The organism is Streptomyces sp. HPF1205, assembly GCF_020400825.1.
Taxonomy (GTDB): Bacteria; Actinomycetota; Actinomycetes; order Streptomycetales; family Streptomycetaceae; genus Actinacidiphila.
In genome coordinates, this window is record NZ_JAINVH010000001.1 from 195,680 (window position 1) to 219,847 (window position 24,168).

General features: G+C 70.6%; 21 protein-coding genes and 1 pseudogene. 12 read left to right on the plus strand and 10 right to left on the minus strand.

Translation table 11 applies throughout. The features are described from left to right. Nucleotides 1–38: 38 nt before the first annotated feature. The 4 genes from K7G61_RS00815 to K7G61_RS00830 all read right to left on the minus strand — a co-directional run bounded on the left by K7G61_RS00815 (nucleotide 39) and on the right by K7G61_RS00830 (nucleotide 3,774). Nucleotides 39–836: a sugar phosphate isomerase/epimerase gene (locus tag K7G61_RS00815; RefSeq protein ID WP_225844510.1), complete on the minus strand. Its 798-nt coding sequence runs from the start codon at nucleotides 834–836 to the stop codon at nucleotides 39–41. A gap of 42 nt (nucleotides 837–878) precedes the next feature. Beyond that, entirely contained in the window at nucleotides 879–1,589 is a 711-nt protein-coding gene (locus tag K7G61_RS00820) for a VWA domain-containing protein (RefSeq protein WP_225844511.1), read from the minus strand. Between the two features lie 57 nt (nucleotides 1,590–1,646). Then, the gene (locus K7G61_RS00825) at nucleotides 1,647–2,597 is read right to left on the minus strand and encodes a bifunctional helix-turn-helix transcriptional regulator/GNAT family N-acetyltransferase (protein WP_225844512.1); all 951 of its coding nucleotides are present in this window, start codon (nucleotides 2,595–2,597) and stop codon (nucleotides 1,647–1,649) included. Between the two features lie 88 nt (nucleotides 2,598–2,685). Further along, nucleotides 2,686–3,774: a LacI family DNA-binding transcriptional regulator gene (locus K7G61_RS00830; protein WP_225844513.1), complete on the minus strand. Its 1,089-nt coding sequence runs from the start codon at nucleotides 3,772–3,774 to the stop codon at nucleotides 2,686–2,688. 272 nt (nucleotides 3,775–4,046) lie between these two features. Here K7G61_RS00830 and K7G61_RS00835 point away from each other — a divergent pair, with 272 nt between their 5' ends. From K7G61_RS00835 to K7G61_RS00865, 7 genes are all read left to right on the plus strand, one after another. Continuing rightward, nucleotides 4,047–5,198, plus strand: a complete 1,152-nt coding sequence (locus tag K7G61_RS00835; RefSeq protein WP_225844514.1) for a Gfo/Idh/MocA family protein — start codon at nucleotides 4,047–4,049, stop codon at nucleotides 5,196–5,198. Beyond that, entirely contained in the window at nucleotides 5,195–6,349 is a 1,155-nt protein-coding gene (locus K7G61_RS00840; protein ID WP_225844515.1) for a dihydrodipicolinate synthase family protein, read from the plus strand. The genes K7G61_RS00835 and K7G61_RS00840 overlap by 4 nt, the downstream gene beginning before the upstream one ends. After that, nucleotides 6,346–7,227 carry a sugar phosphate isomerase/epimerase gene (locus tag K7G61_RS00845; protein WP_225844516.1) on the plus strand — a complete coding sequence of 294 codons (882 nt, stop codon included), beginning with the start codon at nucleotides 6,346–6,348 and terminating at the stop codon, nucleotides 7,225–7,227. Before K7G61_RS00840 ends, K7G61_RS00845 begins: the two co-directional genes overlap by 4 nt. 381 nt (nucleotides 7,228–7,608) lie before the next feature. Next, nucleotides 7,609–9,831: an ATP-dependent RecD-like DNA helicase gene (locus K7G61_RS00850; RefSeq protein ID WP_225844517.1), complete on the plus strand. Its 2,223-nt coding sequence runs from the start codon at nucleotides 7,609–7,611 to the stop codon at nucleotides 9,829–9,831. Between the two features lie 124 nt (nucleotides 9,832–9,955). Further along, the gene (locus K7G61_RS00855; protein ID WP_225844518.1) at nucleotides 9,956–11,245 is read left to right on the plus strand and encodes a citrate synthase; all 1,290 of its coding nucleotides are present in this window, start codon (nucleotides 9,956–9,958) and stop codon (nucleotides 11,243–11,245) included. Between the two features lie 475 nt (nucleotides 11,246–11,720). After that, entirely contained in the window at nucleotides 11,721–12,470 is a 750-nt protein-coding gene (locus tag K7G61_RS00860) for an SDR family NAD(P)-dependent oxidoreductase (RefSeq protein ID WP_225844519.1), read from the plus strand. Nucleotides 12,471–12,748: 278 nt separating this feature from the next. Beyond that, nucleotides 12,749–13,543 carry a DedA family protein gene (locus K7G61_RS00865; protein ID WP_225844520.1) on the plus strand — a complete coding sequence of 265 codons (795 nt, stop codon included), beginning with the start codon at nucleotides 12,749–12,751 and terminating at the stop codon, nucleotides 13,541–13,543. Nucleotides 13,544–13,620: 77 nt separating this feature from the next. Here K7G61_RS00865 and K7G61_RS00870 read toward each other — a convergent pair whose 3' ends face one another. Further along, on the minus strand, nucleotides 13,621–14,403 hold the full coding sequence (locus tag K7G61_RS00870) for a TetR/AcrR family transcriptional regulator (RefSeq protein WP_225844521.1): 783 nt from the start codon (nucleotides 14,401–14,403) through the stop codon (nucleotides 13,621–13,623). Nucleotides 14,404–14,655: 252 nt separating this feature from the next. Here K7G61_RS00870 and K7G61_RS00875 point away from each other — a divergent pair, with 252 nt between their 5' ends. Next, nucleotides 14,656–14,949, plus strand: a complete 294-nt coding sequence (locus K7G61_RS00875; protein WP_225844522.1) for a hypothetical protein — start codon at nucleotides 14,656–14,658, stop codon at nucleotides 14,947–14,949. 162 nt (nucleotides 14,950–15,111) lie between these two features. Here K7G61_RS00875 and K7G61_RS00880 read toward each other — a convergent pair whose 3' ends face one another. Then, nucleotides 15,112–15,312, minus strand: a complete 201-nt coding sequence (locus tag K7G61_RS00880) for a MarR family transcriptional regulator (RefSeq protein WP_225844523.1) — start codon at nucleotides 15,310–15,312, stop codon at nucleotides 15,112–15,114. Nucleotides 15,313–15,560: 248 nt separating this feature from the next. Between K7G61_RS00880 and K7G61_RS00885 the strand changes: the two genes are divergently transcribed. Further along, nucleotides 15,561–16,568 carry a LacI family DNA-binding transcriptional regulator gene (locus tag K7G61_RS00885; RefSeq protein ID WP_225844524.1) on the plus strand — a complete coding sequence of 336 codons (1,008 nt, stop codon included), beginning with the start codon at nucleotides 15,561–15,563 and terminating at the stop codon, nucleotides 16,566–16,568. Between the two features lie 195 nt (nucleotides 16,569–16,763). On the opposite strand, the gene K7G61_RS00890 is transcribed toward K7G61_RS00885, so the two are convergent. From K7G61_RS00890 to K7G61_RS00905, 4 genes are all read right to left on the minus strand, one after another. Next, complete coding sequence (locus tag K7G61_RS00890) at nucleotides 16,764–17,600, minus strand: class II fructose-bisphosphate aldolase (RefSeq protein ID WP_225844525.1); 837 nt, start codon at nucleotides 17,598–17,600, stop codon at nucleotides 16,764–16,766. Between the two features lie 219 nt (nucleotides 17,601–17,819). Next, nucleotides 17,820–18,713, minus strand: a complete 894-nt coding sequence (locus K7G61_RS00895) for an SIS domain-containing protein (protein WP_225844526.1) — start codon at nucleotides 18,711–18,713, stop codon at nucleotides 17,820–17,822. Between the two features lie 678 nt (nucleotides 18,714–19,391). Continuing rightward, a complete protein-coding gene (locus K7G61_RS00900) occupies nucleotides 19,392–19,601 on the minus strand; it encodes a helix-turn-helix domain-containing protein (protein ID WP_225844527.1) in 210 nt (69 codons plus the stop codon). Further along, nucleotides 19,598–20,296, minus strand: coding sequence for a hypothetical protein (locus K7G61_RS00905; RefSeq protein ID WP_225844528.1), 699 nt, complete (start codon nucleotides 20,294–20,296; stop codon nucleotides 19,598–19,600). Before K7G61_RS00905 ends, K7G61_RS00900 begins: the two co-directional genes overlap by 4 nt. Before the next feature lie 1,510 nt (nucleotides 20,297–21,806). Between K7G61_RS00905 and K7G61_RS00910 the strand changes: the two are divergent. The 3 genes and pseudogenes from K7G61_RS00910 to K7G61_RS00920 all read left to right on the plus strand — a co-directional run. Then, nucleotides 21,807–22,577 (plus strand): annotated as a pseudogene (locus K7G61_RS00910) (response regulator transcription factor); the annotation flags it as partial. 350 nt (nucleotides 22,578–22,927) lie between these two features. After that, on the plus strand, nucleotides 22,928–23,758 hold the full coding sequence (locus tag K7G61_RS00915) for a helix-turn-helix domain-containing protein (protein ID WP_225844529.1): 831 nt from the start codon (nucleotides 22,928–22,930) through the stop codon (nucleotides 23,756–23,758). 71 nt (nucleotides 23,759–23,829) lie between these two features. After that, on the plus strand, nucleotides 23,830–24,165 hold the full coding sequence (locus tag K7G61_RS00920) for a TcmI family type II polyketide cyclase (protein WP_225844530.1): 336 nt from the start codon (nucleotides 23,830–23,832) through the stop codon (nucleotides 24,163–24,165). The last annotated feature ends 3 nt before the right edge of the window (nucleotides 24,166–24,168 follow it).

Consider the following 24,168-nt stretch of genomic DNA (forward strand, 5'->3'; position numbering starts at 1 on the left):
CCCGGGGACGCCGACCGTGTGTCGCTGCCCGGGCGCCGTCAGGCCGACTCCAGCAGCAGCCGCGACAGGTGCTCCCGGGCCGGTCCCAGCAGCCCCTCCAGGTCCGCGGCCCCGGGATACCACCGCTTCTCGTACTCCCAGCACAGCCAGCCGTCCCAGTCGGCCCGGCTGAGCACCTCGACGGTGTCGGCCAATGGCAGCACGCCCGCCCCCAGGGGAAGCGGTGTGGTGTCCGCGGCCGAGGCGATGTCCTTCAGCTGCACGTAGCCCAGGTACGGGGACAGTGCCGGGTAGGTGACCTGCGGCTGCTCCCCGGCCAGCCACGTGTGCATGACGTCCCAGATCGCTCCGACGGACTTGTGTCCCACCAGGCCCAGTACGCGTGCCACGTCCGCGCCGGCGCGGTGGGAGTCGTGCGTCTCCAGCAGCACCCGAACTCCCAGGTCCTCAGCGACGGGTGCCATCGCCGCCAGTCGCCGTGCGGCGAGAGCGTCCGCCTCCGGCGCGGGAAGGCCGCCGCCCCCGGGGAGGACCCGCACGTAGGCGGCACCCAGGTCGGCGGCGAGCCGCACGGCGGCGGACATCTCGTCGAGGACCGGACCGTCGTCGCCGACCGCCGCCACTTGGGCATAGGCGGCCACCGTGAGGATCTCGACGCCGGCGTCCCGGAACCGCCCGGCAACCCGTCTGCGCTCGTCCGCCGACAATCCCGGGTGGACGGGCTCATCGCTGCTCGCGCGCAGCTCGACACCGTGGTAGCCGTGCTCCGACGCGAGCCGGACGACTTGCTCGACGGGCAGTGCGGGAACCCCGAGGGTGGAGAAGGCGAGTTTCATTGGCCGGACACTAGGCACCGGGTCCGGCCCGGTCAACCGCGATCAGCTCCGCACGATTCCCTGAGCCCGCGCCGCCGCCAGCCATTCCGGGAACTCCGCCGTCAGCGCGTCGTACAGCCGCCCGTCGGATATCGCCTTCGGGTCCTTGCCCGCGGCGATGAATCCCGCGTTGTCCACCACCCGTTTGGCGGGTACCGGCAGTTCGTCCAAACGGCGCAAGAAGCGGAACTCGTCGTCGCCGAAGCCGACGAACTGCCAGAACAGCGGAAGCCGCGACGCCCGGCACAGAACCTCCACCGCGGCGCTCTTGCTGCTCGGCCCTCCGTCGGTCTGGAACACCACGAACGCCGGCGCGGTGGCACCCGACCGCTGGTGGTGACCGATGACGGCCTCCATGGCGGCCGCGTAGTTGGTCCGGCCCATGCGGCCGTATGCCTCATGGAGCTTGCTGATCCGGCCTGCGTAGTCGGTGAGGGACACTTCGGCGATCCCGTCCACCTCGGTGGAGAAGAAGACAAGGGGCACGACGCCGTCGTCGTCGAAATGCGCGGCCAGTCCCAGGACCTGCTCGGCGAGGTGCTGCACGGTGCCGTCGCGATAGAAGTCCCGCATGCTTCCCGACCGGTCCAGGACCAGGTAGACGGCGGCGCGCTCGCCCGACAGCCGGTGTTTGTGCAGGCTCACCGCCGCCTGTTTGTAGAAGCGCACCAGACCGGGTGCGGTCTGCTCCACCTTCTCCATGGAAACGGGCATTGCCTCCCCCTTCGGTACCGTGCCTTCGCCACCGTCCCGGTATCGGCCCGCCGCGACTCACGAGTCGGAGCCGTGCCGCGGCGCCTCTCGCAGATCCAAACGCCAGTCCTGCCCCACCAGGTCCTGGCCGAAGCTGTGATGCGGGCTCTTCGCGACGAGTTCGAAGCCCGCGCGCTGGTAGATCCTGCGGGCGTCGGCAAGTATGTCATTCGTCCAGAGCACGAGTTCGGCGTAGCCGGCCGCGCGAGCGAAGGCTATGCATTCGTCCACCAGCCGGCGCCCGATCCCGTGGCCCCGGGCAGGCGGATCCACCAGCAGCAGCCGCAGCCGCGCGGTGTCCGGTGCCTCGTCCCGAACGCACATCACAGCCCCGGCCCGCTCGCCGTTCAGCTCGGCTATCCAGGCCGCCTCCCGCTCCGGGTCCCGGGTGGCCGCGAAGTCCGCCACGATGCGTGCGACCAGCGACTCGTACTCCTCGTTGAAGCCGTACTCGGTCGCGTACACCGCGGCGTTGCGCTCGATGATCCAGCCCAGGTCGCCTGGGCGGGTGTCGCGCAGGACGATCCGGGGCCGGGCGGGCGCCCGGTCGCTGTCGTGCAGTATGTCCTGCACCGTGCGCATCGCCGCGGTCAGCCGCGGCCGGTCCTGTGGTTTTATACGGCCCACCAGGGTGCCGACCGTCTCCTGGGCACGCTCCTCCAGGAGGGACGCGGCCTCCCTGCCGTGGGAGGTCAGCTCTATCCGCTGCCGTCGAGCGTCCTTCTCCGACGGCCTGCGCGTGACCAGTCGCTGCTCCTCGAACTTGGCAAGCATCCGGCTCAGGTGACCGGCGTCCAGCGACAGCTCCACGCGCAGGTCGGCCGCGTCGGTGTGCGACGCGTGCGCCAGTTCGTACAGCACCCGCGCCTCGGTCAGGGTGAACGGGGTGTGCAGGTGGCGGCTGTAGTCAAGCGCGCCGATGAGGTTGGTGTAGAAGCGGTTGAAGTCCCGGATCTCCCGGACGGTCATGGCCCCTCCTCTTGAATTCCTTTGCCTGAGTCAAAGGTAGAACGGCGGCGAGCGCCGTGGGAGGACTTTCGGTGAGCCTGTGGAAAACTCAGGAACCGCTGCTCGCGGGCGGCGCGGTGGACCCGCGCACCATCAGCTCGGTGGCCACGGTGGCGACACCGCCCGGCGGGGGCGCCTGCCGGCCCATCACCAGCCGGCCGGCCCGAGCGCCGGCTTCGGCCAGGGGAATGCGGACCGTGGTCAGAGCGGGGCTGGCGTCCCCGCTGAACGGGAGGTCGTCGAAGCCGGCCACCGACACGTCGCCGGGGATGCTCAGCCCGCGGTCGCGCAGGGCCGCGCACACGCCCAGCGCCACCGTGTCGTTCGCGGCCACGACGGCGGTCAGTTCCGGGTCTCTGCGCAGCAGTTCCAGGGCGGCGTCGTATCCGGACTCGCGGTCGTAGCCGCCGTGCACGGTCAGCCGCAGTGAGATCGCCCCGGCGTCGGTGTCCGGACCGATGCCATGGGCGGCCAGGGCCGCACGGTGGCCCTCCAGGCGGTGCCGGGTGGTCGTGCGGTCGACCGGCCCCGCCACGTAGCCGATCCTGCGGTGGCCGAGTGACAGCAGGTGCTCCGTCAGTCGGCGTGCCCCGCCGCGGTTGTCGAAAGTGACCGTCATGACCGGCAGCGTCTCGTCGGGCGGCGCCAGAGGAGGGCGGCCGCAGAGCACGATCCGGGTGCCGGAGGCGGCCAGCCGGGCCAGTCGCGAGGAAACGGCGGCCGTGTGCCGCTCGCTCTCCACGGCCCCGCCGGTGAGCACCACTCCGGCGGCCCGCTGCCGTTCGAGAAGGGTGAGATACGTCAGTTCCGCTTCGGGCGAGCCTCCGGTGTTGCAGACGACGGCGAGTTTGCCGCCACCGGGTTCCGCGGCGCCCGCGCCGATCTCGCCCTGCAGCGCGCTGGCAAGGATGCCGAAAAACGGGTCCGCGACATCGTTGACCAGCACACCCACCAGATCCGATGTCGCCGCTGCGAGCGCGCGGGCCTGGCCGTTGACGACGTAGTCGAGCTCCGCCACTGCCCGCTGGACCCGCTCCCTGGTGCTCCCGGCCACGGGGTAGTTCCCGTTGAGCACCCTGGAAACGGTCGCCGAGGAGACCCCGGCGCGTGCCGCGACATCGGCGAGAGTCACTGCCATCTCGGTCGGGTCCTCCTGGTAGGGGTCAGCTCCTGCCGGCCCGGTGCGTCCGCGCCCGTGCGCCGGGTGCCGGGCGCGGCTCATGCTCTCATCTGGCGGGTTCCAGTGGGAGCGTGCCTCCGCAGTCATGGTGCCTACAGGTATCGACTACGGCAAGCGCTTACCCCCGCATCCTGGTTGCTCTTGTCGGATTCACCCGCCTCCAGCTAGCGTGATGGAGAAGGAAAGCGCTTGCTACGCGCGATCTTCGCATCGCCGAGGGAGAGAGCTCCATGACACGCAGGACAGTGCGGATCGCCATGAACGGCATCACCGGGCGCATGGGGTACCGGCAACACTTGGTCCGGTCCATCATGAGCCTGCGCGAGCAAGGCGGTCTCGATCTGGGTGACGGGACCACGCTGTGGCCCGAGCCTGTCCTGGTCGGTCGCCGGGAGCACGCGGTGCGGGCCCTCGCCGAACGGCACGGGATCGAACACTGGACCACGGACCTGCACTCCGTGCTGGCCGACCCCTCTGTCGAGATCTACTTCGACGCCCAAGTGACGGCCGCCCGTGAAAGCGCGCTCAAGCAAGCGATCGCGGCGGGCAAGCACATCTACTGCGAGAAGCCCACCGCCACCACGCTCGACGGCGCCATGGAACTCGCCCGACTGGCGACCACGGCCGGCGTCAAACACGGCGTGGTGCAGGACAAGATCTTCCTGCCGGGGCTGATCAAGCTCAAGCGCCTGGTCGACGGCGGATTCTTCGGTCGCGTCCTGTCCGTGCGAGGAGAGTTCGGCTACTGGGTCTTCGAGGGCGACTGGCAGCCGGCCCAGCGCCCGTCGTGGAACTACCGCGCCCAGGACGGCGGCGGCATCGTCCTGGACATGTTCCCGCACTGGGAGTACGTGCTGCATGAGATCTTCGGCCGGGTCCGCACCGTCCAGGCCCTGGCCGCCACCCATGTCCCGCAGCGCTGGGACGAGCAGGGCAAACCGTACGACGCCACGGCCGACGACGCCGCCTACGGCATCTTCGAGCTCGAGGGCGGCGTCGTCGCGCAGATCAACTCCTCGTGGACAGTGCGGGTCAACCGCGACGAACTCGTGGAGTTCCAGGTGGACGGCACGCACGGCTCGGCCGTCGCGGGTTTGCGCACCTGCCGGGCGCAGCACCGTTCGGTGACACCCAGGCCTGTGTGGAACCCCGACGTCCCGGTCACCGAGTCCTTCCGCGGCCAGTGGCAGGAGGTTCCCGACAACACCGGCTTCGACAACGGCTTCAAGGCGCAGTGGGAACTGTTCCTGCGCCACGTGGCACTCGATGAACCCTGGCACCGGGACCTGCTGGCCGGTGCCCGCGGTCTGCAGCTCGCCGAACTCGGCCTCCGTTCCTCGGCCGAGGGCCGCCGCCTCGACGTCCCGGAGCTGTCGCTGTGACGATCGCGCTGCCTGGGGAATCCGGCGGATCGCGCACCTATGTGCCTCGCACGGAACCGGTCACCTATGCGACGGATCTGCCGCTGACCAGCCGAGTGGTGTATGCCGCCGCCCATGTCGTGGCCGATCCCTTGAAAGCCGGCGCCGGCGTCCCCGCCGCCGTCGACTGGGAAGCGACTCTCGCCTTTCGCCGCCACCTGTGGGCGCGCGGCCTGTCGGTGGCCGAGGCCATGGACACGGCGCAGCGCGGAATGGGTCTGGACTGGAACGTGGCCGCGGAACTGATCCGCAGGTCCTCGGCCGAGGCGAAGTCCGTGGGCGGGGGCATCGCGTGCGGGGTCGGGACCGACCAACTCACAGGTCCCGCGACGACACTGGACGAGGTCGTCACCGCTTACGAGGAGCAACTGGCCGTCGTGGAGGACGCCGGGTCCCGCGCCGTCCTGATGGCATCCCGCGCCCTGGCAGCAGTCGCCAAGGGCCCTGACGACTACGCGGAGGTCTACGCAAAGCTGCTGCGTCAGTCGTCCGAACCGGTGATCCTGCACTGGCTCGGCGCGATGTTCGACCCCGCGCTGGAGGGGTACTGGGGCAGCGCCGACCTGGACGAGGCGACCGACACGTTCCTCGAAATCATCGCGGCTCATCCGGACAAGGTGGACGGCGTGAAGATCTCGCTGCTCGACGCCGAGCGCGAAGTCGCCCTGCGGCGCCGCCTGCCGGATGGGGTGCGCTGCTATACCGGCGACGACTTCAACTACCCCGAACTCATCCAGGGCGACGAACGCGGATTCAGCCACGCCCTGCTCGGGGTCTTCGATCCGCTCGCGCCCCTGGCTGCCGCGGCTGTGAGCAGGCTCGACACCGGCGACACGGTCGGTTTCCGCGGTCTGCTCGATCCCACCGTCGAACTGGCTCGGCACCTGTTCTGCGCACCCACCCGCTTCTACAAGACCGGCGTCGTGCTGCTCGCCTGGCTGGCCGGCCACCAGTCGCACTTCACCATGGTCGGCGGCCTGCAGTCCGCCCGTACCCTGCCGCACCTGGCCCGGGCGTACGAGCTCGCCGACAGGGTGGGCCTGTTCCCCGATCCGCACCTGGCCGAGTCCCGGATGCGCGGGCTTCTGGCTGCCTACGGGGTGGACTCGTGACCGCCGGGGGCGCGAACGGCGCCGGCGCTGTCGACGCGTCGCTCGCGAGCGATCCGCTGGCCCGGCTGAGCATCAACCAGGCGACGCTGAAGCAGTGGTCGCTGCCCGAGCTCGCCATGGGGTGCGCGGAATCGGGCATCCGAGCGGTCGCTCTGTGGCGCGGGCCGGTACAGGCATACGGCGTCGAGCGCGCCGCGGCGCTGATGCGCGACAGCGGACTGGCCGTCACCTCCTTGTGCCGAGGCGGATTCTTCACCGCGGCCGACCCGGCGCGGAGAGCGGCGGCGCTCGATGACAACCGGTCCGCCATCGACGAGGCGGCCGCGCTCGGAACCGGCACCCTCGTCCTCGTCTCGGGGGGTCTGCCCGAGGGCGACCGGCACATCGGCGCGGCCCGCGAGCGGGTGGCGGACGCCATCGCCGAACTGGCGCCGTACGCGGCGGAACGCGACGTGCGCCTCGCCATCGAGCCGCTGCACCCCATGTACGCGTCGGACCGCTGTGTGGTCTCCACGCTCGGTCAGGCCCTGGACATCGCCGAGCGTTTTCCGGCCGAACAGGTCGGGGTGGTGGTGGACACGTACCACATCTGGTGGGACGACCTGGCGCCGGCCCAGATCGTGCGGGCGGGGGTGGGCGGCAGGATCGCGTGCTTCCAACTGGCCGACTGGGTGACGCCGCTGCCCGAGGGGGTGCTGCTCGGGCGCGGTCAACTCGGCGACGGGTGCGTCGACCTGCGCGGGTTCCGGGAGCAGGTCGACGCTGCCGGCTACCGGGGAGCGGTCGAGGTCGAGATCTTCAACCCGGCCCTGTGGGCCCGCGACGGGCGCGAAGTGCTCGCCGAGATCGCCGGCCGCTACCTGCGCCACGCGGCCTGAAAAAAATCTCGGGAGATTTGGCGGCCGTAGTACAACCCTTCCCCGCCGTTGCCAGTCGTACTGGGCATCACGGCTCCCAGGAGGGGTTCAGGGGGCCAGGCAGTAAGTACGCCCGAGGGGGGCTTCGGGGGTAGGAGGGGGAACACGAAGGGGGTCCGGCCTTGTGCCGGACCCCCTTCGTTGATTCGGGGCGCCCCGTCGGGACCCTGGTTCCACGGTCCGCGGTCCCGCAGCAGCGGCCCGCTTCCGGCGCGTCGACGGGCGCTGTCCGCACCGGCCCGGGAGTTTTCCACAGGCGCGGTCGCGGTGCCCAGCGGGCTGTCCGTGGCTGGCGGTACCTTCGGAACAGATCACCGCCGGAGCCGCGAAGGGAGGCCCGAGATGGGGGAGACGCCGCACCTTTCCGTGCTCGAGGGCGTCCTGGAACGGATCACGTACGCCAACGAGGACAACGGATACACGGTCGCGCGGGTGGACACCGGCCGTGGCTCCGGAGACCTGCTCACGGTCGTGGGCGCGCTGCTCGGCGCACAGCCGGGCGAATCCCTGCGGATGCACGGTCGCTGGGGCTCGCACCCGCAGTACGGCAAGCAGTTCACGGTGGAGAACTACACGACGGTCCTGCCGGCCACGATCCAGGGCATCCGGCGCTACCTCGGATCAGGGCTGATCAAAGGCATCGGGCCGAAAATCGCCGAGCGGATCGTCGACCACTTCGGCACCGGCACGCTGGAGGTCATCGAGAGCGAGCCCAAGCGCCTGATCGAGGTTCCCGGGCTCGGCCCCAAGCGCACCAAGCTGATCGCCGCCGCTTGGGAGGAACAGAAGGCGATCAAGGAGGTGATGCTGTTCCTGCAGGGAGTGGGCGTCTCCACGTCCATCGCCGTGCGGATCTACAAGAACTACAGGGACGCCTCGATCTCCGTGGTCAAGAACCAGCCCTACCGGCTGGCCGCCGACGTGTGGGGCATCGGCTTCCTGACGGCGGACCGGATCGCCCAAGCGGTCGGCATACCCCACGACAGCCCCGAGCGGGTCAAGGCCGGCCTGCAGTACGCCCTTTCGCAGGCCACCGACAACGGCAACTGCTTCCTGCCCCAGGAACGTCTGATCGCCGACTCGGTCAAGCTGCTCCAGGTGGACACCGGGCTGGTCATCGACTGCCTCGGCGAACTGGTCGACGAGGAGGGCGTGGTGCGTGAGAGCGTGCCCGCGCCGGACGGTGACGGCGAGCCGGTCAGGGCCGTCTATCTGGTGCCGTTCCACCGGGCCGAGATATCGCTCGCCGGGCAGGTGATGCGTCTGCTGCGTGGCCCGGAGGACCGGCTGCCCGCCTTCCGGGACGTGCAGTGGGACAAGGCGCTGGCCTGGCTGGCAAGCACGACGGGCGCCGATCTCGCCCCCGAGCAGGAGCAGGCGGTGCGGCTGGCGCTCACCGAGAGGGTCGCCGTGCTCACCGGCGGGCCCGGATGCGGCAAGTCCTTCACGGTCCGGTCGATCGTGACTCTCGCCCAGGCCAAGAAGGCCAAGGTGGTGCTCGCCGCGCCGACCGGCAGGGCCGCCAAGCGACTGGCGGAACTGACCGGTGCCGAGGCGTCCACCGTGCACCGTCTGCTGGAGTTGAAGCCGGGGGGTGACGCGGCGTACGACAAGGACCGGCCGCTGGACGCCGACCTCGTGGTGATCGACGAGGCGTCCATGCTGGACCTGCTGCTTGCCAACAAACTGGTGAAGGCGGTGCCGCCGGGCGCCCACCTGCTGTTCGTCGGGGACGTGGACCAGTTGCCGAGCGTGGGTGCGGGCGAGGTGCTGCGGGACCTGCTGGCGCCGCTCAGCCCGGTTCCGGCGGTGCGGCTGACCCGTATCTTCCGGCAGGCGCAGCAGTCGGGGGTGGTCACCAACGCGCACCGGATCAACTCGGGCGTGCCGCCGGTCACCCAGGGATTGCCGGACTTCTTCCTCTTCCCGGAGGAGGACTCCGAGGAGGCGGGCCGGCTGACCGTGGACGTGGTGGCCCGCCGGATTCCGGCCAGATTCGGCCTCGACCCGCGGCGGGACGTGCAGGTGCTCACCCCGATGCACCGCGGCCCGGCGGGGGCCGGTGTGCTCAACGGGCTCCTGCAGCAGGCGGTCACTCCGGCCCGCCCCGACCTGCCGGAGCGCCGCTTCGGCGGCCGCACGTTCCGCGTGGGGGACAAGGTGACGCAGATCCGGAACAACTACGAGAAGGGGGAAAATGGGGTATTCAACGGCACGGTGGGGGTGGTCACCGCACTCGACACCGTCGATCAGCGGCTGACCGTGCGTACCGACGAGGACGAGGAGGTCGGTTACGACTTCGACGAGCTGGACGAGCTGGCCCACGCGTATGCGGTGACGATCCACCGCTCGCAGGGCAGTGAGTATCCGGCGGTAGTGATCCCTGTCACCACGGGTGCCTGGATGATGCTCCAGCGCAACCTGCTTTACACGGCGGTCACGCGGGCGAAACGGCTGGTCGTCCTGGTCGGCTCGCGTCGGGCGATCGGTCAGGCGGTGCGCACGGTCTCCGCGGGCAAACGCTTCACGGCTCTCGACCACAGACTGTCCCTGGGCGCAAAATAGGCACTCCGTGCCACTTTTCGGCCCGATGGTCGACCCCGAGTGCACACCTCAGTGGCAAATGGGGGACAGTGGACGTAGTCAGGGCACCTCGAAGAAGAGGCAACACCGTCGGTGAGGGAATGACGTGAGCGACAACTCTGTAGTACTGCGGTACGGGGACGGCGAATACAGCTACCCCGTTGTGGACAGCACCGTCGGCGACAAGGGCTTCGACATCGGCAAGCTGCGTGCCGACACAGGTCTGGTCACCCTGGACAGCGGCTACGGCAACACCGCGGCCTACAAGTCCGCGATCACCTTCCTCGACGGTGAGCAGGGCATCCTGCGCTACCGCGGCTACCCGATCGAGCAGCTCGCCGAGCGAGGCACGTTCCTGGAGACCGCTTACCTGCTGATCAACGGGGAGCTTCCCACCGTCGACCAGTTGGCGGACTTCAAACGCGAGATCACCCAGCACACCCTGCTGCACGAGGACGTCAAACGGTTCTACGACGGGTTCCCGCGCGACGCGCACCCGATGGCGATGCTGTCCTCCGTGGTCAGCGCGCTGTCGACGTTCTACCAGGACAGCCACAACCCGTTCGACCCCGAGCAGCGCCACCTCTCCACGATCCGGCTGCTGGCCAAGCTGCCGACGATCGCCGCGTACGCGTACAAGAAGTCGGTCGGCCAGCCCGTGGTCTACCCGCGCAACGATCTCGGATACGTCGAGAACTTCCTGCGCATGACGTTCTCGGTGCCGGCCGAGGAGTACGAGCTCGACCCGGTGGTGGTCAGCGCGCTGGACAAGCTCTTCATCCTGCACGCGGACCACGAGCAGAACTGTTCGACCTCGACCGTTCGCCTGGTCGGCTCGTCGCAGGCCAACCTGTTCGCGTCGATCTCCGCGGGCATCAACGCTCTGTGGGGGCCGCTGCACGGCGGTGCCAACCAGTCGGTCCTGGAGATGCTGGAGCGCATCCAGGCCGAGGGCGGCGACGTGGACTCCTTCATCCGCAAGGTGAAGAACAAGGAGGACGGCGTCAAGCTCATGGGCTTCGGCCACCGCGTCTACAAGAACTTCGACCCCAGGGCGAAGATCATCAAGGCGGCGGCGCACGACGTCCTCTCCGCGCTCGGCAAGTCCGACGAGCTGCTCGACATCGCGCTCAAGCTCGAAGAGCACGCCCTGAGCGACGATTACTTCGTCTCGCGCAAGCTCTACCCGAACGTGGACTTCTACACCGGCCTGATCTACCGCGCCATGGGCTTCCCGACCTCCATGTTCACGGTGCTCTTCGCCCTCGGCCGACTGCCGGGCTGGATCGCCCAGTGGCACGAGATGATCAAGGAGCCGGGCTCGCGCATCGGCCGTCCGCGGCAGATCTACACCGGCATCGTCACTCGCGACTACGTGCCGGTCGAGGCCCGCTGACCCGCGCAGTCTGCACCCCTCCGGTTCCCCCGCCCCGGGCGGGGGAACCGGTCGTTACGGGCAGGGTCTCGCGGCCCGCGGATCATGAGGAAGCGCCCCGCGCTGGATCCCCCCACGGGTCCGGCACGGGGCGCTCCCGTTCCCCGGTGCGGATCCCCCCACGGGTCCGAACCGGGCGCTTTTCGGCGGCTGCGCCGTGGCCGGGACGAAGGTCCCGGGGTGGCCGCTCAAAGCTCCCTGGACGTCGCCCCGGCGACGCCGTCCGGGCCGTCCCCCAAGACAGCCCATCGCAGCCCCCCACCGCTTCCGCCGGGAATGCGGTGCTCACGAGATAAGACCTACCACCCACCTGAATGGTTACGTCCCAAGCTATGTGATCTGTGTCTCCCAAGGGAAGGTGTTTTCGCAGGCTACCCCGCGCGCGAGGCGGCCGGGCCGATCCCGTAGCGTGCTGTCTCCTCGGGAGGGCGAGCACATGGCAGAGAACGGCAAGGCTGTCCGTACCATCGTAGTCACTGGCGGGGGCACGGGTATCGGGCGGGCCATCGCGACCCGGTTCGCGCAGGACGGTCACCGCGTCACCATCATGGGGCGCCGGCGTGAGGTGCTGCACGCGACCGCGGACGAGCTGCGCGGCGAACGCGGTCTGGACGTCACTCCTGTGGTGTGCGATCTGGCCGACCCCGATGACGTGGAAGCCACGCTTCCGCTGTTGCCGCAGCGAGTGGACGTGCTGGTCAACAGCGCGGGCAGTCGTGAGCTGGCCGTCGGCAGCGGGCCGCACGGCATGCTGGCCCGGTGGCGCGGCGACTTCGAACGCAACGTACTGACCGCCGTGCTGCTGACCGAGTCCCTGCGGGACCGTTTCACCAGGGACGGCGGGCGGGTCGTCACCGTGAGTTCCGTGGCGGCGCTGCGCGGGGCCGGTTCGTACGGCGCTTCCAAGGCCGCCCTGCACGCCTGGAACCACTCGCTGGCGGCGCAGCTCGGTCCGCAGGGAGTGACGTGCAACATCGTGGCGCCCGGGACGGTGGCCGGCACCGAGTTCTTCGGCTCACGGCTCAATCAGGCCGAACTGACCCGACGGGCCGGACGCACCCTGGTGGGCCGGGTCGGCCGCCCCGACGACGTGGCGGCGGCCGTCGTCTTCCTCGCCTCGCCGGAGGCCGGCTTCATCACGGGCGAGATCCTGCAGTGCAACGGCGGGGAACTGCTCGGCCGGTGACGGCCGCCGGAGCCGCCTGCGCGGACGCCGCCAAAGCCGCCTGCGCGGGGCCGCCGGGGTCACCTGCGTAGGCCGCCGGGCCACCCGCGTAGGTCGGCGGCCGCCACGTTCCGGGGCTTCTCCGTCCTGGGGACGACGCGGGGACCTTGGACCTGCGACCTCAGGATGAATCTTTTTCGGAATCCCCGGGGAGTTCCCCGATCCGCCCGAAACACCCTTGCCGTAACCGTGTGATCGCTGTCAGCGTGGAGCGACGGGGCGGGAAGAGGGGCGGAGGCATGGACGTTGCACTGAGCGTGTCGTCATTGGACTTCACCTCGGGTCTGGCGGACCACCTCCGGGGTGGGCATGTCATATGGGCGTATGCCCTGCTCGCGGCCACGACAGCGCCTCCGCTCGTGCCGAACGCGGTGCTGCTCGTGACCGGTGGCGTGATGGCCGCGGAGGGGCATCTCAACCTCGCTCTCGTCCTCCTCGTCGTCGCGGGGAGCGCGGTTCTGGGCGACATGCTGATGCACCGCACGGGACGCGCGCTCAGCGGCCGTGTCCTCACCCGTATGAGCCGTCGTCCCCGCCGTGCCGCCCTGTTGAAGTGGGCGGCACGCCGCATACAGCGGCACGGCGTACCGTTCGTCATCGGCGTGCGGTTCCTGCCGAGCGGCAGGGTGATCGGCGGTCTCGCGGCCGGTGTGATGCGCTACCCGGCCCGGAAGTACGTGGTCGGTGCCGGTGTGGCGGAGTCGGTCTGGGCCTCCTACTCGGTGGGCGCGGGCTACATCAGCGGACGGGCCGCCTCCAACTCCTTCTACGCGCTGGCCCTGGGGCTGGGCATATCCCTGATCGTCGCGGGGATCGGCACCGTGGCGCAGTGGGCGTCCCGGGTCCGGGAAAAACGTCTGGGTGGCGCGGACGTGAGTGTTCCCCGGCCCTCGGCCGTGGTGGCCGCGTCGCTGGCGGGTGAGCGGGCCACGGTACGCCCACCAGGAGGGTCCGGGTCCGCCCCACCGGGGACGACCGGCCCCTGGGACGACGGCGATGCCGACACCTGCCCGATGGCCTGCCACTTCAGGTAGCCGAACGCACTGTCCGGCCCCCACGAGCTGCTTTCCGGGAATCCGTACGGAACCCGTACGGATTTCGCGTTGCGTCCTCAGGGGGCGGTGGGGCGCCCCTCCGGTGTCGCCGCCGCCCCCTCGTCCTCGCTTCCGGTCACCCGAGCCGCCGACTCGTCCGCGCACCCGTCCCCCTCTCCGTTCGCGGACTCGGACCCGGTCTCGGTCTCGGTCTCGGACGCCGGAGACCGGCGGGGTACGGCCTCGGTTCCGACGTACGGGGCCAGGTAGCGGTAGAGCACGCCCTTCGTCTCCCGGACGTAGGCGGCGCGCTCCTCGCCGCCGTGCTCGGCGACGAGGTCCAGCCCCGTCGTGAACATCGCGAGTGACATCTGGGCCATGAGCGCCAGCTCGCCGGCCGAGAGCGAGGGCGCGCGGACGGCGATCATGCCGGCGACGCGCTCGACCAGCGCCGTGTGGAGCACCTGGTGGTCGTCGGCCACTCTGCCCGGGGCGTCGGGACTCTTCAGCAGCGCCAGCATCGCCAGGTTGGCCGTGCTGAACTCGATGATCGGGTCGGTCACCGCGTCGATCAACCGGTCGAGCGGCAGCCGGGCGTTGTCCTCCGTGAAGATCCGGCCGTGCGCCCGCTCCATGTCGCGAATGAGCTGGGTGCTCAATTCGATCGCGATGGCTTCCTTGTTCGGGAAGAACTGGTACAGCGTGCCCGGTGACACGCCCGCCTCGCGGGCGATCGCACTCGTACTCGACGCGGTGTAGCCCTCCTTGCAGAACACCTGGGCCGCGGCCTGCAGCAACTGTGCGATGCGCCGTTCACCCCGCGCCTGCCGGCGGCGCGGCTTCTCGTCCGCCTCGGACACATTGACTCCCAGGGAGGATTGACAAATGCGAGTCACCTCTCGCATTCTGGAGAAACACGAGCGACCCATCGTGTTTTCGATTCTAGACGTTCTGCGGGGGTCTAGACGTTCTACGGGGAGAGGAAGCCTGTGATATGTCCGATGTCAACCGTGAAGTCCCGTTCGGGGGCCGGACGTGGGTCGTCACCGCCGGACGGCGGCTGACATTGCTGTTCGCCCTGGTCCTCACCGCGCTCACGGCGGTGGCAGGCGGTGGCGTGTCCGGCCGCCTGGCGCGCGGCGACTGGGGACCTCGCCGGCTCCCACGCCTCGGTCACCGGCCAGGCCGTGATGCTGGTGGGCCGCAAGTCCGCGATCGGGGTGAAGCCGCCCTGGGCGGCGGCGGTCGTCGTACTGGTCATCCTGGCGCTCGTCTTCCCGCCGGCCGTCAGTGCGGTGATACCGCCGCAGGCCCTGCTGCTCAACGCCACCGGTCTGACCGCGATGTCCGGTCGTTGGACGCGACGGCGGTACGAAATCTGCTGGTTTCCGACGCTATGCGATTGACGGGCCGGGCCACTTGGCGGGTGACGCGGCGGTTGCGCGCCTTCCACGAGCGGTTCGGGATATCCGAGGGCGGCGAGACCGGTACCGGTGGGAGCGGGGCGCCGCGACCGGGGCGGGGGCCGGACCCCGAACCGGTGGGCACAGGCCGTGGCTGAGGCCCGGTCAGGGGCTGCGGCGGCCGCGGTTCCCCGGCCGGCGGGCGCTCCAGGCTCTGATGGTGTCGGCATACCAGAACGGTTTGCCGCCTTCCACGAGATCGGGGTCGGGCAGATGCCCGTGCTTGCGGTACGAGCGCACGGTGTCGACCTGCACGCGGATGTGCGCGGCGATGTCCGCGTACGACCACAGGGTCCGGTCGGTCATGATGCACCTCTCCGTGTGGCGGGGGAGCCGTTGGTCAGCACCCTCGTCCGGTCAACGACCGACCGACGGCGGCGAATGGGCCTGTTGATCTTCTGTGACGGGGAACCCGCGTAACGGTGACAATCGTCGTCGGCGGATGACCGTGACCGCCGGAGGGCCGGTCCGCACCCGAAGCTTCGGGCAGGGGTGCGGAACTGGGTACATTGACCGTGTAAACGGTTTCCCAGCGTCGGATACGGAGCTCCGCCATGGCAACGATCGCCGAGGTCGCACGGCACGCAGGTGTGTCCTCCAGCACCGTGTCGTACGTCCTCAGCGGGAAGCGGTCGATCTCCGAGAAGACGCGGAGCCGGGTGGAGCGCAGCATCCGCGAACTGGGGTACCACCCCAACGCGGGGGCCAGGGCGCTGGCCAGTAACAGGTCCCGCATCATCGCGCTCATGGTGCCGCTGCGTACCGACATGTATTTGCCGGTGATGATGGAGATCGCCATCGCGGTGGCCACCACGGCCCGGCAGCACGGCCAGGACGTGCTGCTGCTGACCGGCGAGGAGGGGCCGACCGCGGTGCGCAGGGTGGTGGGGAGCGGGCTGGCGGACGCCATGATCGTGATGGACGTGGAGCTGGAGGACGAGCGGGTGCCGCTGTTGCGGACGGCGGAGAGGCCGGCGGTGCTGATCGGCCAGCCCGCCGATCCGGTCGGGCTGACCTGTGTCGACCTGGACTTCGCGGCCACCGGGGCGCTGTGCGTGGACCACCTGGCCGATCTCGGGCACCGGGACGTCGCGATGATCGGGGAGGCTACGGGGGTCTACCGGCGGCACACCGGGTTCGCCGAGCGGACCCTCGTAGGGCTGCGCGCCCGGGCACGCGAGCGCGGGGTGCGGGTCATCCACCGCCCGTGCGAGGGGACTTACGAGTCCACCGCCGGTGTGCTGGCCCGGATCTTCGAGGAGCGGCCGGGCACCACCGGCCTCGTGGTGCAGAACGAGTCGGCGGTCGATCCGCTGCTCAATCTGCTGCGGCAGCAGGGCCGGGCGGTGCCGGAGGACGTGTCGGTGGTGGCTATATGCCCGGAGCAGGTTGCGTTGCAGGCGTCGGTGCAGCTCACCTCCGTGGCGCTGCCCGCGCACGAGATGGGGCGCCGGGCCGTAGAGCTGGTGATCGCCAAGGTCGAGGGGGGTGAGCCGGAGGCGCTGACGTTGCTGCGACCCCAGCTCACCGTTCGCGCGAGCACCGGCCCGGCGCCGGCCTGATCCGCGCCGGCCTCATCCGCGCCGGCATGACGCGCGAGCCCGCGCGGGTACGCCCGGCCGGAGGCGACCGGCGAGCCGGGGCGGCACCTTGACCGCTCGGGCACGTGCACTCTTGCTCTTCTGGCCCCTTGGCCCCTTGGCCCCTTGGCCCCTTGGGCCCTCGGCCCCCCTTGGCCTGCTGGCCGCCTGGCCTTTTCAGGCGGACAGCACGCGCAGGAGGTGGGCCGCGGTGGCGGCCATGGCGTCGCGGGCGGGGGAGAGGTAGCGGCGGGGGTCGACCAGGGCCGGGTCGGCGGTGAGGTGATCGCGGACGGACGCGGTATAGGCGAGGTTCAGGGCGGTACCGATATTGATCTTGCACATGCCGGCGGTGACGGCCCGGCGGAGTTCGTCGTCGGGGACGCCCGAGGAGCCGTGCAGGACGAGGGGGACGTCGACCGCGTCGCGCAGCCGGGCCACCAGCTCCAGGTCCAGGCGGGCGGTGCGCTCGGTCATCGCGTGGGAACTCCCCACGGCGACGGCGAGGGCGTCGACACGGGTCGCCGCGACGAACGCGGCGGCCTCGGCCGGGTCGGTGCGCGCGCCCGGGGCATGGGCGCCGTCCTTGCCGCCGACCTCGCCGAGTTCGGCCTCGACCCACACCCCGAGGGGGTGCGCCCACTCGGTGATGCGGGCCGTGGTCCGGACGTTGTCCTCGTAGGGCAGCGCGGAGCCGTCGAACATCACGGACGAGACCCCGGCCGACACGCCCGCGCGCAGCAGTTCCTCGTCCGTGACGTGGTCGAGGTGGAGAGCGACCGGGACGACGGCGTCGCGGGCGATGGCGGCCGCGCCGGCCAGTACGGGCTCCACCCGGCCGGCGTGGAACTTCACCGCGTTCTCGCTGACCTGGAGGATGACCGGCAGCCCCGTGGTCTCGGCGGCGGTCACCACGGCCTCGGCGTGTTCGAGGGTGATGACGTTGAAGGCGGCGACGCCATTGCCGCAGGTGTGGGCGGCGGTGACGAGGGCGGAAGTGGCGGCGGCAGGCACGAGTTGGGCCCTTCGGGTCGTACGGGCACGTCGGGTGCGGGTGCGGGGGCGGGTCACGTCAGGTCATGGCGGGCGCGAGCGCGGGTGCGGGAGCGCCGCCGCACAGTTCGTTCGTGAGACGTGACGGCGTCCTTCGGGGTGCGGCGGCATCACGCGGAGCGGGCTGGACGCCGGTTTCCGCGGCGCGCACGCGGGGTGTGTGCCGCGGTGGCCCGTCCGTCAGGACAGGACGACCGAGCGGGTCAGGTTGCGGGGGCGGTCCGGGTCGTAGCCCTTGGCCTCGGCGATGGCGACCGCGAGGCGCTGGGCGCGGATCAGATCGGCGAGGGGGTCGGCGAGGGGGCTGGGCTCCAGATGGCCGCCGACGCGGGCGATGTTCTCGGCGAGCCCTTCAGGAAGGGGGCCGAAGGACCAGACGGCCCGGCCGGGCCCGGTGATGCTGATCGGGCCGTGGCGGTACTCCATCGCCGGATACGCCTCGGTCCAGGCGCCCGCGGCCTCACGCATTTTCAGGGCCGCTTCCTGAGCGAGCCCGCAGGTCCAGCCGGTGCCGAGGAAGGTGAACTGCTCGGCGGAGAGAGTCCGCGGGTCGGCCACCTCTCCCTCCACCGCTCGGCGGGCGTCGGCCACGGCGGCGGTCAGGTCCTCGCCGAGGTGGGCGCGGAGCAGGGTCAGGGCCGTCGTGGCGAACCTCGTCTGCACCACGGATCGTTCGTCGGCGAAGTCCAGGACGACGACCTCGTCGGCCTGCTCCATCACGGGCGTGGCCGGGTCGGCGGTGACCGCCGTCACCGGAACGCCGGCCGCGCGCAGCCGCTCGCAGGCACGCAGCACCTCGGTAGTGGTGCCGGAGCGGGTGAGAGCCACCACCCGGTCGTAGCGGCGGCCGAAGGGAAACTCCGAGGCCGCGAAGGCGTCGGTTTCGCCGTGGCCGCCCTCTTCGCGCAGCGCCGCGTACGACTGCGCCATGAACCACGACGTGCCGCAGCCCAGTACGGCGACGCGCTCACCCCGGCGCGGTAGCTTGCCGCCCTCCGTCGCGGCCAGCCCGGCCGCCCGCTGCCAGCACTCGGGCTGGGTCGCGATCTCGGTGATGGTCAAGGACGCGGGCATCGAGGCTCCTCACGCTGGGACGGCGGGTGTACGGGGCGTGCGGCACCCCAAGGCACCCCAAGGCAGCCCAAGGCGCCGCGCGGTGCCGGCGGGGACCAGTGTAGGGGCAGGTGCGTGAAGTTGCTCGGAACGCGTATAGATCGCGCAGAAACGCGCATCTACCCGCCGTGGAACGCGCCTAAGCCCGCCGCGGCCCGGCCGCTGTGAGGCATGGGTCACACCTCATGCATCTGGCATACCTCTGGCCACTCCTTGACTATTCTGTGTAGCGGAAATGAGGAGGACGCGACCGCGAGTTGACGGGAGCGTCGGAATCGACCCGGCTCGGGAGAGCCCGGTTCGCAAGAGCCCGGCACACCAGAGAGAGGGGGGAGTCCGATGCCGCACACCGTTCGGAGTCCCCGTCTCCACGGCGCTTTCGGCAGGCGGAACATCCCGGCCGCCTCGTATTCGACTTGTTCAGCTGGTTCGGCTGGTTCGACTGGTTCGATTGATTCCGCTGACTCCAACGGCCCCGGTGGTCCGGATGACGGTTTGCCGGACCGCGACCGCCGCGAAGGACGGGCGCGGCCCGGCGGTTTCCGTGACGTCGACGGATCGATGGGCTATTCCGCAGGACCGGCCCGCTCCGGCGGCTTCGTCCACTTCCGTCATGTCATGGCGAGGTCGGGGAATGCCTCATTCCTCGGCCGGTGCGGCGGATTCCGCTTTGCCGGCCACTCGTTCCAGCAGTTCGTCCAGATCGTATTGCGCCCGCCCGGGGCTGCCGTAACGGGTGATCTTTCCGCGGCTGGCCCATTTCCTGATCGTGGCTTCCGAAACTCCGGCGGCCAACGCGGCGAGTTGGGTGGGTACGAGCCTGCTTCTGTTGCGCGGCGCCGGATTCATGCGACACCTTCCGGGCGCTGCGTCCGAGTGGCCGTTCCCGAGGGACCACGACCGTGCCGGCCCTGCTGAATCTGCCGGGAAAGCAGCAGCCATTGATGCGGCTGCCAGGTGTGTCCCGCGGTGCAACTGACTTCGCGGGTACGGTTTCCGTCGCGCGCCGAGGGGGCGGTCGTCATGGCGGCGCCGCAATCCGCGTGAATGCACTCACCGAGGTCGATACGGAGGGCGGGCTGAGTGTAAGCGGAACGCCGCGCGTGATGCGTCACCTCGGATATCTCCGCCGCGAAGTCGGCCGCCGTGGGGTGCGCCAGCAGCCAGTTGAGGTGGGTGAGCAGGAAGTCCGACAGTGCGCCGGGGCTGCGGTGCGCCGGGCGGTGGGCCGGCCGTTCGTCGGCGACCAGCGCCGCCCAGGAGGCCAGGAAGCCCACGATGCCGGAGCGGGCGGAAATTGCCGCCTCGTCCAGGCGGATGCCGGTCGACTGCCTGCTGCCGCTCACCCGCTGCAGGGTGGGGTTGCGCCGCGGGTGGAGCACGGACTCGCAGTCGTCGTAGATCTCCGGCAGTTCGAGGAGGCTGGCCTTCAGGTCGTGGTAGCACGTGGTGCAGAGGCGCAGCCCGGGGGCCGCGGAACGACGGGGTCGAGAGCCGTGCGGCGCGGTCCCGCACTTGTGTCCCACGCACAGAGTTGAAGTCATGTCGTCACCTGGTGGTCATGATGTCGGAGAGTGGCTGGCGCAGTGCGAGCTCAAGTGAGCATCGGGATGACCTGGTGATGTGCCCCGTTCCGGACATGCCGAAGGACGTCGTCGGTGCGAGGGGACGACGTCCCGTCGGAGGACCATGGCCGTGCGTCGGTCTCGTCTGACGGCACCCATCAGTGGTCACCGCTGAACCGGAACCTGTCGACGTACGTCCAGGCGTGAACGCGTGCGTACTTCTTACGTGCCTTGACCTGGTGCTCGCCTGGACCTGCGGGAACGACGTACGTGACCGGTCGGCGAGGACTGGGCCGACCGCGTGTGAACGGGCGCCACGGGGCGCCCGCGGAAAGAGGGGGTGCGGGCTCGTGGGCCGTTTGTGCTTGCTCGCCTCCGGGCGCTTGGATCCGGTGTCGACGGTCGACCGTGCTCAGTCCCTCGTGCCTCGGGACCTCCGCGCGCTCTCCCTTTCGACACCGGCGCGCCCTTCGGCTCGCCGCCTGTCGGGCAAGCCGGCGGTGCGTCGAAGACGCTACGGCAGCACCGTGCCGGCCGCGCCCGGACAGTTGCCCGGCTTGGTGCCGACCATGCGGGACCTCGTCGCCGCCTGCGTGAGGGTGCCGCTCTTGTGGGGGGCCTGCTCATCCATGAGGACCGGCATGTCCCGCCGCGCGAGCGCGGGACGCGGCGATCCGAAAGGCCGTTGTGGTCCGGATGAGTCCTGTTGGGCCTGTCGCGTTAAATCCGTGTTCATAACGATCCGGAACCCCCGCTCCCGAGTCATGTACTGGCTGTGAGCCTTCGGATGTTTCGCGTTTGGCTGGCGACGATACATGCAAACCCGGAGGCCGTCCACACCCGATCCACCTGCGGTGATCTGGTGGAACGCCGGTCTGACCGGTGCCTCGACGGCGGGAATGCCTCCCGTAAAAAGTAGGTGCGCGGTTGCGTGACACGGCCGCGGAGCAGGACAAAGCCGATCTGATGACTCGTCAGTCAGTTGGCGGCCGTCAGTCGGGCGGGCGCCGGGTCGCCCGATAGGCGCGGCGCGGGTGTTTGCGCCATCATGGGCGGGGTCCGGAGTGTTCCGAAATGGTGGCCGTTGCGGTGGTGTTGTCCGGCTTCGCGGCTTCGCGGCTTCGCCCCGGCGCCGCGCGATCGCGCGATCGCGCGGGCCGGTCGGCACCGGGGCCGCGTCGGCCGGCATACGCCGGTTCACCCGTGGTCTGGGCAAACACCGTTCATCACAGCGGACGTTGACATCCGCCGCAGGGGACTGTCACGATGTTTTCAGCGGCCGACGTGTGCCCGGATCCGGGCCGTCGCTCCGCGAGATCCTTTCACCCCGTGTGCGCCCCGCGCCGCGGGGTTTCTTCGTCTGATCCCACACTTCCAGGGCTTGGCGAACTTCTCGCACGTATGAATTGAGCTCGTTTTGAGCTTTCACCCGGAAGCGATCAGGCCTCAGCCCGTAACGGGGACCTGAACAGTCACAAAGGGCGGAGCCATGAGTCAGACAGATGTTCTGCGGCCTCATACTGCCGTGCCGGCCGCGGCCGTTTCCGCGCACATTCCGTTCGCCGAGCCCCATGGCCGGAATGCCCCGCGCGGGGTGGCCCGGCCGTCCGTCCGCCGGCGGGTGCTCGTCGTCGAACCGCGCGCGGACGACGCGGAATCACTGGTCCGCGCACTGCGGCGACACGGGCACGAGGTCGTGACGGTGGCCACGGGCAATTCGGCGCTCCAGCTGTACGAGGACGCCGACCTGGTCCTGCTGGATCTGGACCTGCCGGACCTGGACGGGCTGGAGGTCTGCCGCGCCGTCAGGTCGGTCTGCGACGTGGCCGTCATCGCGGTCACCGCCCGCGGCACCGAACTCGACCGTGTACTCGGTCTGCAGGCCGGCGCCGACGACTACCTGGTCAAGCCGTACGGCTTCCGCGAGCTGCTGGCCCGGATGGAGGCGGTCCTGCGCCGCACCCGCCCCGAGCCCGTCGCGGCCCGGGTGATCTCCTTCGGGCCGCTGCGCATCGACGCCGGGTCCCGCGAGGTGCGGCTGGGCGGCCGCCGGATCGACGTCACCCGCAAGGAATTCGACGTCCTCCACCTGCTCGCCGCCAACCCGGACATCGTCATCACCCGCAAGCGGCTGATGCAGCAGGTCTGGGGGGACACCTGGTCCCGGCGCACGGTGGACACGCACATCAGCAGCCTGCGCACGAAACTCGGTGCCAGGGAGTGGATCCTGACCGTACGAGGGGTGGGCTTCCGCCTCGGCGTGCGGCCCGACGCGGAGGCGGCGCCGCGTGCCGAGCCGGGTCCCCGCGCCGTCCCCGAACCGCGCGCCGTCCCCGAACCGCGCGCCGTCCCCGAACCGCGCGCCGTCCCCGAACCGCGCCTCGCGCCCGAATCGCTCGCGGTTGCCGACTCGCGCCCCGGCCCCGCCTTCGGCCCCGCACCCGGGTACGGCCCCGCGTACGGTTCCGGTTCCGGTTCCGTTCCCGGTTCCGTTCCCGTGTACGGCGCCGGGTACGGCTCCGGCCCGGGCTACCGACCCGGGCCCGCCGCATGACCGGCCTGTGCGAGGGCCACGAGTGCCGGGGCAGGGAGGAAGGCGGGCGCGCCCGGGTGCGTACCGCTGCCGCGGGCCACCGGCTGTGCGCCGGGTGCCGGCGACGTCTCGGCCTCGGCATCGGACAACTGCCGGGCCTCTACCGCGATTGCGAGCGGGTCCTGGGCGGCGCCCCCGCCAAGGGTGTCAGGGAGCGTACGTCGGGCGGCGCGCTGCCCGGCGCCCCCTTCAACGCGGCCGCCGCCGAGGCCCGAGCCGCCATTCTGGGCGTCCTCGGGTCGTGGAGCGGCCTCGTCGCGCAGGAGCGGCGGATCGCGCCGCCCCCGCGTACGGTCGACACCTTGTCCGTATTCTTGCTGCGCCACGCCGACTGGCTCGCCGCTCATCCGGCCGCCGCGGAGGCTACCCGCGAGGTCGCCCGGCTGGTGGCCAGGGCCCGCCGGGTGGCTCACCCCGAACAAGTCCGCCGGGTGCCGCTGGGCGCCTGCGTGGAGCCCGGCTGCGACGGCCGGCTGTCGGCGACGGTACGCGGCGCCGGTTCCGGTTCCGGGCCAGGATCCGGTGCGGGGTCCGGTGCGGGATCCGTGGCCGCGCCGGTGACCGTGAGCTGCGACGCCGACCCGCGGCACAGTTGGGCCGGCCCGGAGTGGACCCGGCTGCGGCGGCTCATGCCGGCCGCCGGCGCGCGCCCGGGCGGCGGGACCGGCGACCGCTGGCTGACCGCGGCCGACGTCTCCCGGCTGTGGGACATCCCGGTCGGCACCGTGTACCGGCTGGCCAGCGAGCAGCGCTGGCGCCGGCACCAGCGGTCCGGCCGTACGTACTACGCGGAATCCGACGCGCACGACTGCTTCGCCCGCCGCGCCGAGCGCTCCCGGCAGGGCTGAGCCCGCCCGCCGGACCGCGACGCCCCCGTCACCGCCCACCAGGACGCCAGGACCCAGCGAGGAGAGCCCTCATGCACAGCACCTTGATCGTGGCCCGCATGCTGCCGCAGTCCGCCGAGGACGTGGCCCGGATCTTCGCCGAGTTCGACAGCACCGGGATGCCCGACCTCATGGGCACCCGGCGCCGCGAACTGTTCTCCTACAACGGCCTCTACTTCCACCTGCAGGACTTCGACACCGAGGCCGGCAACACGGCCATCGAGGAGACGAAGACGCACCCGCTGTTCGTGAAGGTCAGCGACGACCTCAAGCCGTACATCGAGGCGTACGACCCGGCCACCTGGCGCTCGCCCAAGGACGCCATGGCGACCCGCTTCTACCACTGGGCCAGGTCGGAATCCGCGTAAGTG